A 13,668-nucleotide genomic window follows, 5' to 3' on the forward strand; every position below is an offset into this window, starting at 1 on the left:
CTTAGTCATCTCCCTTTTGTGTTTCTTCAAAGATTGTATCTAGCAAGCTACGGTTATTGACTTCAATTTCTTGTATCCTACAGCCTGCCTGGACTAACAGTTCCCAGAAAGCATCCGCTTCACGTGTGACTACTTGCAGGGCATCTTGTTTTTGTGACCAGTTTTCAACCAAGTTAGACTGTTCGACGACTTCCTTGTAAGTCAGAGGTAGGATAAAGTGCTTTTCAATCTCCTCACTACGCATGGCTAGAGGTGTTGTATCACGAATCAACTCTCCCTTATTTAAGACCAAAATCCGATCCGCTGTATGCTCTACTTCCTCAATATAATGAGACGAATAGAGAATGGTGACTCCCTGCGCTTTTAAGTCTTGGACAATTTCCCAAAAACGTTGGCGGGTAGAGGTATCCATGGCCGCAGTTGGCTCATCTAAAAAGACAAGATTTGGTCGCCCGATCAAGGTCAAGACAAATGAGAAGAGACGCTTTTGCCCACCTGACAATTTTTCTGCCAATTGTTCTTTTTGCTGCTTGTCAAACTGCAATAGTTGATCGATCTCCTGGTTGTTCAAGGGATTTGGATAAATACTTTGAAAGAAAGCAATCAACTCTTTAACCTTTAATTTCTGAACGATGACATTTTCTTGAGGGAGGTAGCCTCTAATATAGTCTAACTGAGAACTCGTTACTGGCAAGCCTTGAATGGATACTTGACCGCTGGTGACTAGTTTGTCTCCAAGCAAACAATCCAAGAGTGTTGTCTTACCGGCACCATTTGGACCAATCAAGGCGACGCATTCGCCCTCTGCTACCTCAAAGGAAATATCCTTCAAAATAGCCTTGCCCTTGATGTTTTTATTTAGGCTTTCTACCTTAATCATGTTCATGATATTCTCCTTTCAACCACTCCTTCCCCATCGGAAAGGCGATAAAAATCATAAATCCTAGACCCCAAGCACCGCGAATGACTTGGTGAAGGAAGGCTTGGTCAAACCACCCTGTAATCATTTCGACCAACCATACCACTAGTGACAATCCAATAAAGAGATAGAGAATCGCTTTTTTCATTTTTCAAACTCCTTTTTCACATCTGAAATCAATTTCAAACCTTCTCGGATCAACCAAGACATCATACCAAATCCTGCAAATAACTCCCAAGGAAAATGATAGAAGCCTTGGTCCAATCCTGAAAACATGAGATAAGTCATGACTCCTGCTGCTACTAAACTCATTGCGATAATTACTTTATGTTTCATTTTTCAAACTCCTTTTTCACATCTGAGACCAATTTCAAACCTTCTCGGATCAACCAAGACATCATACCAAATCCTGCAAATAACTCCCAAGGAAAATGATAGAAGCCTTCGTCCAATCCTGAAAACATGAGATAAGTCATGACTCCTGCTGCTACTAAACTCATTGCGACAATTACTTTATGTTTCATTTTTTCTTCCTCCATTTGATACATCTATTATAATTCTTTGAAGGTTGTGTCACTAGAAGCTTCTGTCATGAGGAAATATGACAAATGTCACAAAAAAAGAAAGTTGATTTCTCAACTTTCTTTTTCTTATTATTTAATCTTTATTCCACACTGAAAAGATATGGGTAAACTGGTTGTTGACCTTGGTGAATTTCTACTTCGACATCTTCGAATTCTTCTGCGATTTCTTGGGCGATTTGGTTAGCCAATTCTTCACTTCCATCTTCTCCGACATAGAAAGTTACGATTTCACTGTCTTCATCCAACATGTGTTTCAAAGTTTCAGTCAAGGTTTGGTGCATATCAGGATTTGACACGAGGATCTTCCCATCTACCATACCAAGATTGTCATTTTCATGGATTTCTAAGCCATCGATAGTTGTATCACGAACGGCTGTTGTTACACTACCACTGATAACATCGCCAAGGGCTGCAGTCATGCGTTCTTGGTTTTCTTCGATTGATTTGCTTGGATCAAAGGCAAGAAGACTAGTCAATCCTTGAGGAATTGTACGAGCTTCTACCACAACAGCTGGTTGTTCCAATACTTCAGCTGCAGATTGAGCTGCCATGAAGATATTTTTGTTGTTTGGCAAGAAGATGATATTGCGAGCATTGACTTTCTCAACAGCCTTGATAAAGTCTTCTGTAGAAGGGTTCATGGTTTGTCCACCTTCGATGACATAGTCTACACCTTGGGCACGGAAGATATCTGCCAAGCCTTGTCCAGCCACTACTGCGATAAGGGCATATTCTTTTTCTTCAGCTGGCTTGCTAACTTGAGCTGCTTCTTTTTCTACTTGCGCTTCGTGTTGGTTACGCATGTTATCGACTTTAACCTTAACCAAGCTACCGTATTTTAGACCTTCTTGCAAGACAAGTCCTGGATCTTCTGTATGGACGTGAACTTTAACGATTTCATCGTCATTGACAACAAGTAGAGAATCTCCAAGATCGTTCAAGTAGTTACGGAATTCTTCGTAGTCAAAGTCTTTAGCATAAGTCGGACCTTGTTTGAGGGCAACCATGATTTCAGTACAGTAACCAAAAGTAATGTCTTCAGTTGCTACATGTCCAGCTACAGATTTGTGGTGTTCTGCATTGATCATCTCACCCATATTGGCTGGAGTAGCGACAAAGTCTTCAGACGCACTGTATTCACCAGTAAGAGCTGAAAGGAATCCTTCGTAGATGAAGACCAAACCTTGACCACCTGAGTCCACAACTCCAACTTCCTTCAATACTGGAAGCATTTCTGGAGTTTTAGCAAGGGCTGCTTTAGCTCCTTCCAAGGCTGCACGCATCACTTCAACTGCGTCATCTGTCTGTTCTGCTTTTTTCTTAGCACCGATGGCAGCTCCACGTGATACAGTCAAGATAGTTCCTTCAACTGGCTTCATAACAGCCTTGTAGGCAACCTCAACACCTGATTGGAAGGCAAGGGCTAGGTCTTTCCCTGTTAACTCTTCTTTTGTCTTGATGGCTTGTGAGAATCCACGGAAAAGCTGAGAAGTGATAACTCCTGAGTTTCCACGCGCACCCATCAAAAGACCTTTAGCCAAGATACTTGCAGCCTCACCAACTGTTGAAGCTGGTTTGTCTGCGACTTCCTTAGCACCATTTTCGATAGTCATCCCCATGTTTGTTCCTGTATCTCCATCTGGAACTGGGAAGACGTTCAATGAATTGACATATTCGGCTTGCTTGTTCAAACGAGTTGAAGCAGCCTGTACCATTTCTTGAAATAAGCTTGTAGTAATATTTGACACGATTATTCTCCTACAACTTTGATATTTTGAATGTAGACATTCACAGTTTGCGCAGTGATTCCAAGTTGGTTCTCTAAACTAAAGCGAACGCGCTCTTGGATGTTTTTTGAAACTTCACTGATTTTTGTACCGTAGCTCAATACAGTATATACATCAACTGCAATACTACCGTCTTCAGCTGCTTTAACGACTACACCTTTTGAATAATTTTCCTTACCAAGAAGGGCTTGGAAATTATCTTTGAGGGCATTTTTACTAGCCATACCGACTACACCAAAAATTTCAGTTGCTGCACCACCTACAACAGTAGCGATCACATCATCTGTCAGTTCGACTTGACCATCTTTTGTATTAATTTTTACAGTCATTTTTTTTACCTCAAATAGTTGATACTCTATTTTATCATATTTCAGCCCAACTGTAAAAGCAGAATGATGTATCGGCGGATATTTGCTTGATTTTTCAAATGATTTCAGCTTTCGAGCAAAAGAAAAAGACCTCATCGGTCTTTTCATGTTTATTAAACGCGTTCTACTTTTCCTGATTTCAAAGCACGAGCTGAAGCCCAAACTTTTTTAGGTTTACCATCGATAAGAACAGTAACTTTTTGAAGGTTTGGTTTTACGGCACGTTTAGTTTGGTTCATCGCGTGTGAACGGTTGTTTCCTGATACAGTCTTACGACCTGTAAAGTAACATACTTTAGCCATTGTGTTTTCCTCCTATTAGATCTAATATAGCGGATGTGCTAGCACCACATACCGTACTATGTTATCACACTTTCTCCATTTTGGCAAGGGAATTGGAAGACTTTTTTTATTTGACGTAGACGACACCAAGTTTCCCGAAAGCTACGTCTCCACGGATAATCAAGGTTTTGCTAGTTGGAGCTACAGGGGCGTCTGCCTTGGCTGCTCCACAGAAAGTCTCCACCTTCAGATCCACTCTCCAGTGTTGGGGAACATAGACAACTGCATTCCCAAATCCGACTTCTATTTTCAAGGTTGCGCTATCACCTAACATCTCTGCATTGTCATAATAAATCTTGGCATTCCCAAATCCGACTTCAAACTCGTCTTCTACCAAATCTTGGTTCTGCTTGTAAAAAGTTCCGCTACCAAAGGCTACTTCCTTTTCTGTAAGGATAGTCTTTTCACCGTCATACCACCATTTTTTCCCATTCCAAGTTCTATTAGTATGAGTCAGCATACTAACTCCGAGCACGATTAGAACTCCTGCCCAGAACAGTGATTGATTGGGGAACGGTAAAATGTCATAAAAATGATTGGCAATCAATAGGGCCACTAGGGCTGTAAAAGAGGCTGAAGTGAAGTGGCGACGAAGCAAAGCTCCAACTGATTGATAGGCAAAAAATCCAATACCAATCAAGGGCCAAATCTTCCCTTCAAGTGAAGGAATCCCAAAATTTCCCTGTAACAATACTAAAGCTGCCAATACTAGCAACACAATACCAAATGCTTTCTTTTTCATCTTCTTACCTCATGTTTCTTAGATTTTCTTTTAGGAGGGATTGGTAATGCCGTGACACGTGCACCTCCTTGTGGGTCTGATAAAAGGAAATAGTTCCTGTACCTGAGAAGGACTTGTCCACCGAGTAGACCTGCCGAAGATTGGCAATGGTCGACTTGGATACCCGACTGAAATAGCGAGGCAGGATGGACTCTAACTCATAAAGTTTGAGTCGAACCTCGTAGGCTTCTTTCTGGGTATGGGCGTAGATCTTGTTGCCTTCCGTCTCAAAAAAGAGAATTTCTGACAAGTCTAAGTAATACTCCCCCGTCCCCTTATAAAAAATCAACCTAGGAGCCTTGGTTTCTTGCAAGAGTCGTTGCAAATCAGCTATTTCATCTGTTAGGGCTGCAGCCTTGATGACAATTTCTGTCTCAGTTAATTCACTATCAATCTCGATTCGTAACTTCATCCTATCTCCTTTCTGCATCTACTATACCAAAGGCCAGAAGACTTTACAAGGGCAAAAAAGCAAGTGGTCACTTTTGACCCGTAAGTGGTTACGAGGCCAAGCTCACTTGCTTTGCTTTTTTACAAAATAAAGAATAGAATTCCCCAGATGAGCCCACAGGCATAGCCAACTAGAACATCCTTGGGATAATGAACGCCACCCAAGACTCGCACCAGACCGAGAAGAGCTGACAAGACCAACAAAATCAAGCCCACAGGCAGATTTGCGTGCAGACAAGCCATGGAAATGATGGTTGCTGAAAAGACATGGCGGCTGGGCATTGAATTGCCTGCACTATCCTTGTCTAGTAGCGGGATAATTTCCCAAGCCTCATAAGGACGCGGTTGATTGATCCACTTACGAACTAGCGTTAATAGGACAAAGCCAGAAGCCGGCACTAAGATATAAGCATAAAGGTCGTTCACCAATCCCTTGCTCATAAAGCTTGTCCCCAACAAGGTCAAGTATGCCAAGGGCATCAGGACTGTCATCATGCGATTAAAAACACGCATCAGTTGTAATCCTTGTGGATAGCGAAGGAGGTTTGATTTCCTTTTATCATACCACTCTTGATAGTTTTTCATGTATTTCTCGTTATTCCTATTCTTTTCACAAGAAGCCTGTTAGCTTCTCCTACTCTAGTATAGTGTAGAAAAAGAAGGCCGTCAAGCCTTCTTTGGTTTTATTCTTCTACTTGGTCTTCTGTAAATTGACTATTGTAGAGGTCTGCATAGAAACCACCTTGAGCCATGAGTTCCTCATGGTTTCCTTGTTCGATGATATTACCATCTTTCATAACTAGAATCAAGTCAGCATTACGGATGGTTGACAAGCGATGGGCGATGACAAAGGATGTGCGTCCTTCCATCAAACGGTCCATAGCCTTTTGAATCAACTCCTCTGTACGTGTGTCTACTGAGGATGTCGCTTCGTCCAGAATCAAGAGTGGAGAATCCTTGAGCAGGGCACGAGCAATGGTCAAGAGTTGTTTTTGTCCGACTGACAAGGTCACTGTATCATCCAAGACGGTATCGTATCCATCTGGTAAGGTTGTGATAAAGTGGTGGATTCCTACTGCTTTGGCAGCCTCAATCACACGTTCATCACTAATACCAGTTTGATTATAGATGAGATTTTCTCGAATGGTTCCTTCAAAGAGCCATGTATCCTGCAAGACCATTGAAAAGGCATCATGAACTTCTGAACGCGTCATATCCTTGGTATCTACACCGTCAATGCGAATACTTCCCTTATCAATCTCATAGAATTTCATCAAGAGGTTAACAATGGTCGTCTTCCCAGCTCCAGTCGGACCGACAATGGCAACCTTCTGCCCTGCACGAGCCGTCGCAGAAAAGTCGTGGATGATGGTCCGCTCGGGTGTGTAGCCAAATGAAACTCGATCAAAGACCACTTGGCCCTTCATGCTGGTCAATTGTCTTTCCTTATGAGATTCGTCTTCCATCTCAGCTTCGCCTAGAAACTCAAAGACACGAGTCATGGCTGCACTAGCCTGTTGTAAGCTCGTAACCCCTTGAGCAATCTGTGACAAGGGTTGTGAGAAGGTACGAACATAAACCATGAAGGCTACAATAATCCCGATACTGATATGCCCTTCAAGAGCCAAGGCAGCACCGACAATAATGACTAGAACATAGCTAAAGTTTCCAACAAAGATCATGGCTGGCATCATAATTCCAGAAATAAACTGAGATTTCCAGATACTATCATGTAGATTCTGGTTCAAGCCTGCGAATGTTTCTTTAGTAGTATCCACAGCATTATAGCTGGTCACCACATTGTGGCCAGAGTACATTTCTTCCACATAGCCGTTTACAGCTGCTAGGTTGTTTTGTTGGGCTTTAAAGTAGCCTTGTGACTTAGCCATAATCACTGAGACAGCCGCAAAACCTACAAGGGTTGAAACAACTGTTGCCAATGCCAAAATCCAGTTCATGCCAAACATGGTAATCAAAACAGCAATCAGCAAGAAGCTAGCTGAGAGAACCGTTCCCAGACTTTGGTTGAGGGACTGAGCTGCCGTATCGACGTCATTGGTTACACGAGAGAGAGTATCTCCTTGAGAATGGCGGTCAAAATATCCTAGAGGCAAGCGATTGATTTTTTCAGCAATAGCCGTCCGCAAACGTTTTGAAAAATGTTGGATACTCGTTGAAAAAATATAGGCTTGCATATAGTTTAAGATAATACCAATCACATATAGGATGACCAAAAAGCTAGCGATACTTGAAACAGCCTCTAGGTCAATCTCTGTCATTAAGCCATCTGAGATCAAGTTGGTGATTTCTTTTATCTTGGTTGGCCCATACACCGTAATGATGCTTGAACATATAGCAGCCACAACTGCGATTAGTAGGGGAAGTTGGAGACCTGCTAGAAAAGGTTTGTACTGTTTCAAAACGGACATCTTCTTATTTTCCATGTTCCAATTCCTCCTTCGATAGTTGTGAATAGGCAATTTCTTGGTAAACTTCATTAGTAGCAAGAAGTTCTTTGTGGGTGCCTTGTCCCACGACTTTACCCTGATCTAAGACTAAGATTAAGTCTGCATCCATGATGGTTGAGATGCGTTGGGCAACGATCAACTTGGTCATAGACTGGGTTTTTTCAGCTAATACTTGGCGTAAGATACGATCTGTCTTGTAGTCTAAGGCAGAGAATGAATCGTCAAAAATGAGAATTTCTGGCTTACGAGCCAAGGCACGCGCAATGGCCAAACGTTGTCTTTGACCTCCTGAGAAGTTAGTCCCACCTTGAGGCACTTCTGAATTTAGACCTGCTTCCTTATCCTCGATGAAGCTTTTAGACTGGGCCAACTCCAGAGCTTGCCACATAGCAGTCTCGCTTAGCGGAGTTTCTGGACTCTTACCAAAGTCGAGATTGCCCTTGACATCTCCAGAGAAAAGGACTGCTTTTTGTGGGATATAGCCGACTTTATTCCGCAAATCTTCCAAATCATAATCCTGCACATTGACACCGTCTACTAGGATTTCCCCATCAGATACATCATAAAAACGAGGCAAGAGGTTCACAAGCGTAGATTTACCAGAACCAGTTGAACCGATAAAGGCGACCGTTTGACCAGCTTCTGCCTTGAAGCTAACATGTTCCACAACTGCTTCTGAATTTTTAGAATAGCGGAAGGTTACATCACGGAATTCTACTTGACCTTGAATAGAAGAATCTGCCGTCTGTGGTTGACTAGGATTTTCAATAGAAGAATGCAAGTCTAGCACTTGATTGATACGTCCTGCAGAAACCAAGGTACGAGGAAGGACGATAAAGAGAGCACCCATAAGCAAGAAGCCAATCACGACCTGCATAGCATAAGACATGAAGACCACCATATCACTAAAGAGTGGTAGACGGTCTGTCAGGCTAGCATCGTTGATGATATAGGCTCCAATCCAGTAGATAGCTAGACTCAAGCCACTCGAAATCGCCATCATAATAGGATTCATAATCGCCATCAAACGGTTGACAAAGAGATTAAGACGGGTGACTTCAGCATTAGCTTCCTCAAATTTCTGATCTTGGTAGTCCTCAGCATTATAAGCACGAACCACTCGAATCCCTGTCAAACTTTCACGAGTAATACTATTGAGTTTATCTGTCAATTTTTGGATGACAGATTGTTTTGGAAAGGCCAGAGTCATGAGAACTGTTGTCATCAGAACATTGACGATAACAGCGATTACTACTGCCCAGAGCCAGTACTCAGACTTCCCAAGGATTTTTCCAATAGCCCAGATAGCCATGATTGGTCCACGAGTGACCACTTGGAGCCCCATGGTAAAGAGCATTTGAATCTGCGTGATATCATTAGTCGTCCGAGTCAAGAGACTTGGGATTGAAAAACGTTTAATCTCTGTCTGCGAGAAATCTAGAACACGATGAAAAATATCGCTTCGTAAATGAGTTGTGTAAGACGCTGCAACGCGAGCGGCAAAAAATCCAACAGTAACGGATGACAGAAAAGCAAGTAGAGACAAGCCTATCATCTTAATGGCTGGTGACCAAAGTGCACCCATATCCGTACCTGGAGTTCCAATCAATTCTGTAATTTCTGAAATGTAAGTCGGTACTTCTAACTCTAGATAGACCGAGAAACAGGTAAAGAGGACAGTCAAGAGAATCATTCCCCACTCTTTTCCTGTGATACGTTTAGCGAGTTTCTTCATTCTTACCTCCCATTTTATCTACATTAGCCTGTAGTCGATCTAGAACTTCTTCAAAAACAGCTAATTTTTCCTCAGAAATTCCATCAAGTAGACTACGGTCAATTCGATCAAAGAAAGACTTGATTGGCTTCATCTGAGAGCGTGATTTGTCCGTCAATCGAACGTACTTAGCTCTCTTGTCATTTGGACTCACTTCCAATTCCACCAAACCATTTTGCACCATACGCTTCACTAAATTACTGGCGACTGACTTGGTGATATTGAGTTCCTGCTCAATATCCTTGATTAACACCGCCTGTCCAGACTCCTCACGATAGTCTAAAAATCGTATGACTTGGCCCTGCGGTCCGCCCATAAATTCAATACCACAACGTTTAGCTTCCTGTTGCACCATAAGGTGAACCTGATGACCAAAACGTTTAAAAGCTAACATCGGCTTATCCATGATTGCTCCTTTTTACACATAAATAGTTCTCACGAGAACCAATTGGTTTCCAGGAGAACTATTTTATCATTTTCAAATAAGATGTCAAGAAAAAAGTTTCCAGGAGAACTATTTTATTTAAAATTGACATTAGGGCTCATTTTATCTATAATAAACACTATCTTACACGTAGATAATTTTAGCCTAACTAGAAATGAGAAACTTACAAATGAAACAAAAAGAAGAGAAAATCTTAGGAATCATAGCCATCATTTTAGGGACGCTCGCGCTTCTTGGATCCTGGTTGCCAATCATTAGCGTACTAGCCTTTTTCTTTGGCATTATCGCTATAGCCCTAGGAGTTTTTGGTATCGGCCGTAATCTCAAAAATCATAAAATATTGGCTATTATCGGAACGAGCCTAGGTATTCTATCTATTTTCCTTGTCTTAATGACGCAAGTATTACCTTCTGGTGTTTTTACTGACTTGGCTAAAAACTTTCGTCACCCCTACAGAAGTCTAACCTCTTTAACAGAAGATGAGGAATTTGGAAAATTGCCAGATTATAGATCAGATGAGGATAATGATCAAGAGGATATGGAAGATACCGATTCCTTCGCTTGGACCCAGGAGCAATTCGATGCTTTGATTGAAGGTGACACCTCGAATAGAGGAAAAGGCGGCTCCAACTACAAAGATATCATCAGCAAGCATGGACAGCCAGATTCTGAAATTGAGTCAACTTCAGGCGACTATGAGATTAAAAAAATCTCCTATGTCTCACTCGGTTCTAATACTAAGACAGTTGTACTGACTTTCGTAAAACAGGAAAACGGACAATTTCTTCTCATCCGTAAATTTGCCCTAGGATTAGACAGAACAGCGCAAACTGATGATGGAGTAAGAGTCTAAGATAACTAAAAAGCGAACAGGCTTGATAGCTGTTCGCTTTTCTATTAGAATCCATCTACATTGGTATAGATCTTTTGTACGTCTTCGTCGTCTTCAAGTACGCTGTATAGTTTTTCAAATGTTTCTAAATCTTCACCTAACAACTCAACTTCTGATTGAGGAATCATTTCCAATTCAGTTACTTGGAATTCTTCAATACCAGATTCACGCAAAGCAACGATAGCCTTGTGTAGGTCAGTTGGAGCTGTGTATACAGTGATTGTTCCTTCTTCTGCTTCTACATCGTCTACATCAACATCTGCTTCAAGCAAAAGCTCAAAGATAGCATCAGCATCATCACCAGCAAAGACGATAACACCTTTGTTGTCAAAGAGGTAAGATACAGAACCTGAAGCTCCCATGTTTCCACCGTTTTTACCAAAAGCAGCACGGACATTGGCAGCTGTACGGTTAACGTTTGAAGTCAAGGTATCAACAATCAACATAGAACCATTTGGTCCGAACCCTTCGTAACGTCCTTCTGTAAAGGTTTCGTCTGTGTTTCCTTTTGCTTTATCGATAGCCTTATCAATCACGTGTTTTGGCACTTGCGCTTGTTTAGCACGATCGATAACGAATTTCAAAGCAGTGTTTAATTCTGGATCTGGTTCACCTTTTTTAGCTGCTACATAGATTTCTACACCAAATTTTGCATATACTTTAGAGTTAGCTCCATCTTTAGCCGTTTTCTTGGCTACGATATTGGCCCATTTACGTCCCATTAGGAATCTCCTTTATTCTCATTTTAATCTTTCTTATTATAACACAAGTCTAGCTGATTTTCACTAGAGGAAATGGATTTTTCTTTTATAAATGAAGCTAGGATTTCCCGCCGACTGCCAAGATTTTCTTGCCTTCTTTTATCCAAGGGTGCTGGGAAAGTGAAATATAAAGCTGGGCGGTCATAACAAGCCAAAGGAGGGGTTCGCATAGGATCACACCCGTATAACCTGCCCAAGGAATAATCCAAGCGACGAAAACAATTTTCCCGATAAACTCGATAAAACTAGATACGAGGGGCAAGAATTTTTGCCCTAGACCCTGCAAGCTATTTCTATAAATCAATAAAAGACTCAAAAACGGATAGAATACTGAACTGATACGTAGATACAAAGCCCCATTTTCAATCAAGTAAGCGTCTGTCGAACTTGCCAGGAAAGAAACTAGGCTAGGACTTGCAAAAAATAGGAACACACAAGCAAAGGTCGCCCAAGACATACTCAAATAACTCCCTATACGAAGACCTTGAACGATACGTTCGGGACGTTTCGCTCCAAAGTTTTGAGAGATAAAAGTCGTCATCGAAGCCGAAATAGCCGTCATTGGCAATAGGGCAAAGGCCATGATTCTACGCGCTGCCGTTTGGGCGCTGATAATCACTGCTCCAAAGCCATTAACAGAGGATTGCAAGATGACGCTTCCGATAGAGACAATTGATCCCATCAAGCCCATGGCTAACCCCTGTTCCAAGAGATCCACATAGAGCGCCTTATTCCATTTGAAATGTTTGAGACCTGGAAGAAGCTCTGGAACACTCTTGCGAATATAGAAATAACAGAGGATTGCTGACAAGCCTTGCGAGATAATGGTTGCAAGACCCGCAGACTGAACTCCCAACTGCAATTGTGTAATAAAATACAAATCCAGGATGACATTAATAATGGCTGAAAAGATAAGAAAAGCAAGCGCCGCAAGACTGTCACCAATCGATCGTAACAATCCTGCAAAGAGATTATAGGCAAAGCTAACTCCCACGCAACTAACAATCATGGAGATGTATTCATAGGATTGGGGGAGGATTTCTGCAGGTGTTTCGAGATATTGTAGGAGTGGATAAAGACCGAAGAATCCCATCAACATGACAAGACCACTCAGGATAGCACCCAAAATCCAAGTTGCCGCTACAGCTTCTTTAATTTTAGCAAAATTACGAGCACCGTAAAGACGGGCAATAACGACTCCCATCCCATTTCCGACTCCGAGGGCAAATCCAATAATCAAATCAAAAATGGCTGTCGTAGCTCCGACTGCCGCCAAGGAATTTTGTCCTAAAAAACGCCCAACAATCAAAATATCAGCTGTATTGTAGAGTTGCTGAAAGATGTTGGACAATAGAATCGGCAAAGCAAAACTAATCAGTGAAGGAAGGATTGGACCATGAATCAAGTCCACCGTTGACTTTTTTTTCATAAGGCTATTATATCAGCTTTCTAGTAGGGGAACAAGGGAGTTTCCTTAAGAAAGCGTTGCCTAGATACAAACAATTTGGTATAATCGTGACAGAAAAGGAGGTTAGGTATGACCTTAACCAGCCAGTTAATTACAGATGCATTTCCAGATCTTGAAAAAGTGGAACAATTAAACAAAGAAGCCTTTCCTGAAGAGGAACGCGTCTCTTTGGAAGAATTTTTAAGTTACCAGGATAGAGATGATGCCCACTTTTTCGCCTTTTATAACGAAGAAGAATTTGTTGGATTTGCTTTTGCTATCGCTAACCAAAAAGCATTCTACATCAGCTTTTTTGCTATTATGCCCCATCTCCGCAGCCATGGCTACGGGAGAGAAATCATTGAAAAACTCATTGATTTTTACCAGCGTACCATGATTCTTGAAGTGGAGCGATTAGACGAAGACTGTGACAATCTCGAACAACGAAAGGCCCGCATGGACTTTTACTTACAAAATGGCTTTAAAACTGCCAACGCCTTCTTGGAATACGAGGGAATGAGTTTTGAAATTCTCTATCGTGGCGACCATTTTGATGAAAAGGCCTATCGGAACATCTTTCAAAAATTGCAAGAAGAGAACTACTTCGACTTTCGTATCGAATACCGACGCTTTAGTGACCACTAGTCATCA

The 13,668-nt window shown here is 41.7% G+C and carries 17 protein-coding genes; 2 read left to right on the forward strand and 15 right to left on the reverse strand.

What is annotated here, in order from left to right; all coding sequences use genetic code 11:
* Position 1 precedes the first annotated feature (1 nt).
* The 13 genes from QM419_RS06650 to QM419_RS06710 all read right to left on the reverse strand — a co-directional run bounded on the left by QM419_RS06650 (position 2) and on the right by QM419_RS06710 (position 9,878).
* Positions 2 to 886, reverse strand: a complete 885-nt coding sequence (locus tag QM419_RS06650; protein ID WP_414278290.1) for an ABC transporter ATP-binding protein — start codon at positions 884 to 886, stop codon at positions 2 to 4.
* Positions 873 to 1,067 (reverse strand): hypothetical protein, encoded by a 195-nt coding sequence (locus QM419_RS06655; protein ID WP_414278291.1) that lies wholly within the window; start codon positions 1,065 to 1,067, stop codon positions 873 to 875. Before QM419_RS06655 ends, QM419_RS06650 begins: the two co-directional genes overlap by 14 nt.
* The gene (locus tag QM419_RS06660; protein WP_414278292.1) at positions 1,064 to 1,255 is read right to left on the reverse strand and encodes a hypothetical protein; all 192 of its coding nucleotides are present in this window, start codon (positions 1,253 to 1,255) and stop codon (positions 1,064 to 1,066) included. Before QM419_RS06660 ends, QM419_RS06655 begins: the two co-directional genes overlap by 4 nt.
* Positions 1,252 to 1,458, reverse strand: coding sequence for a hypothetical protein (locus tag QM419_RS06665; RefSeq protein ID WP_025170070.1), 207 nt, complete (start codon positions 1,456 to 1,458; stop codon positions 1,252 to 1,254). The genes QM419_RS06660 and QM419_RS06665 overlap by 4 nt, the downstream gene beginning before the upstream one ends.
* 125 nt (positions 1,459 to 1,583) lie before the next feature.
* Positions 1,584 to 3,251, reverse strand: a complete 1,668-nt coding sequence (locus QM419_RS06670; RefSeq protein ID WP_414278293.1) for a DAK2 domain-containing protein — start codon at positions 3,249 to 3,251, stop codon at positions 1,584 to 1,586.
* A 2-nt stretch (positions 3,252 to 3,253) separates the two neighbouring features.
* Positions 3,254 to 3,619, reverse strand: a complete 366-nt coding sequence (locus QM419_RS06675; RefSeq protein ID WP_000216443.1) for an Asp23/Gls24 family envelope stress response protein — start codon at positions 3,617 to 3,619, stop codon at positions 3,254 to 3,256.
* Between the two features lie 152 nt (positions 3,620 to 3,771).
* Positions 3,772 to 3,960 carry a 50S ribosomal protein L28 gene (rpmB, locus tag QM419_RS06680; RefSeq protein WP_001140948.1) on the reverse strand — a complete coding sequence of 63 codons (189 nt, stop codon included), beginning with the start codon at positions 3,958 to 3,960 and terminating at the stop codon, positions 3,772 to 3,774.
* A gap of 106 nt (positions 3,961 to 4,066) precedes the next feature.
* A complete protein-coding gene (locus tag QM419_RS06685; RefSeq protein ID WP_414278294.1) occupies positions 4,067 to 4,741 on the reverse strand; it encodes a LiaF transmembrane domain-containing protein in 675 nt (224 codons plus the stop codon).
* A 4-nt stretch (positions 4,742 to 4,745) separates the two neighbouring features.
* Complete coding sequence (locus QM419_RS06690; RefSeq protein WP_414273117.1) at positions 4,746 to 5,192, reverse strand: LytTR family DNA-binding domain-containing protein; 447 nt, start codon at positions 5,190 to 5,192, stop codon at positions 4,746 to 4,748.
* Positions 5,193 to 5,311: 119 nt separating this feature from the next.
* Positions 5,312 to 5,815 carry a phosphatase PAP2 family protein gene (locus QM419_RS06695; RefSeq protein WP_414278295.1) on the reverse strand — a complete coding sequence of 168 codons (504 nt, stop codon included), beginning with the start codon at positions 5,813 to 5,815 and terminating at the stop codon, positions 5,312 to 5,314.
* A gap of 98 nt (positions 5,816 to 5,913) precedes the next feature.
* Entirely contained in the window at positions 5,914 to 7,674 is a 1,761-nt protein-coding gene (locus QM419_RS06700) for an ABC transporter ATP-binding protein (protein ID WP_414278296.1), read from the reverse strand.
* Positions 7,664 to 9,433 (reverse strand): ABC transporter ATP-binding protein, encoded by a 1,770-nt coding sequence (locus tag QM419_RS06705; protein ID WP_414278297.1) that lies wholly within the window; start codon positions 9,431 to 9,433, stop codon positions 7,664 to 7,666. The genes QM419_RS06700 and QM419_RS06705 overlap by 11 nt, the downstream gene beginning before the upstream one ends.
* Entirely contained in the window at positions 9,417 to 9,878 is a 462-nt protein-coding gene (locus tag QM419_RS06710) for a MarR family winged helix-turn-helix transcriptional regulator (protein WP_414259794.1), read from the reverse strand. Before QM419_RS06710 ends, QM419_RS06705 begins: the two co-directional genes overlap by 17 nt.
* A 208-nt stretch (positions 9,879 to 10,086) precedes the next feature.
* Between QM419_RS06710 and QM419_RS06715 the strand changes: the two genes are divergently transcribed.
* A complete protein-coding gene (locus QM419_RS06715) occupies positions 10,087 to 10,770 on the forward strand; it encodes a hypothetical protein (RefSeq protein ID WP_414259795.1) in 684 nt (227 codons plus the stop codon).
* Positions 10,771 to 10,814: 44 nt separating this feature from the next.
* Here QM419_RS06715 and QM419_RS06720 read toward each other — a convergent pair whose 3' ends face one another.
* On the reverse strand, positions 10,815 to 11,531 hold the full coding sequence (locus QM419_RS06720) for a YebC/PmpR family DNA-binding transcriptional regulator (protein ID WP_414278298.1): 717 nt from the start codon (positions 11,529 to 11,531) through the stop codon (positions 10,815 to 10,817).
* 97 nt (positions 11,532 to 11,628) lie between these two features.
* Entirely contained in the window at positions 11,629 to 12,999 is a 1,371-nt protein-coding gene (locus tag QM419_RS06725; RefSeq protein ID WP_414278299.1) for an MATE family efflux transporter, read from the reverse strand.
* Between the two features lie 108 nt (positions 13,000 to 13,107).
* On the opposite strand from QM419_RS06725, the gene QM419_RS06730 reads away from it, so the two are divergent.
* Positions 13,108 to 13,662 carry a GNAT family N-acetyltransferase gene (locus tag QM419_RS06730; RefSeq protein WP_414278300.1) on the forward strand — a complete coding sequence of 185 codons (555 nt, stop codon included), beginning with the start codon at positions 13,108 to 13,110 and terminating at the stop codon, positions 13,660 to 13,662.
* Positions 13,663 to 13,668: the final 6 nt, after the last annotated feature.

The organism is Streptococcus infantis (genome assembly GCF_047464715.1).
Classification (GTDB): domain Bacteria; phylum Bacillota; class Bacilli; order Lactobacillales; family Streptococcaceae; genus Streptococcus; species Streptococcus infantis_S.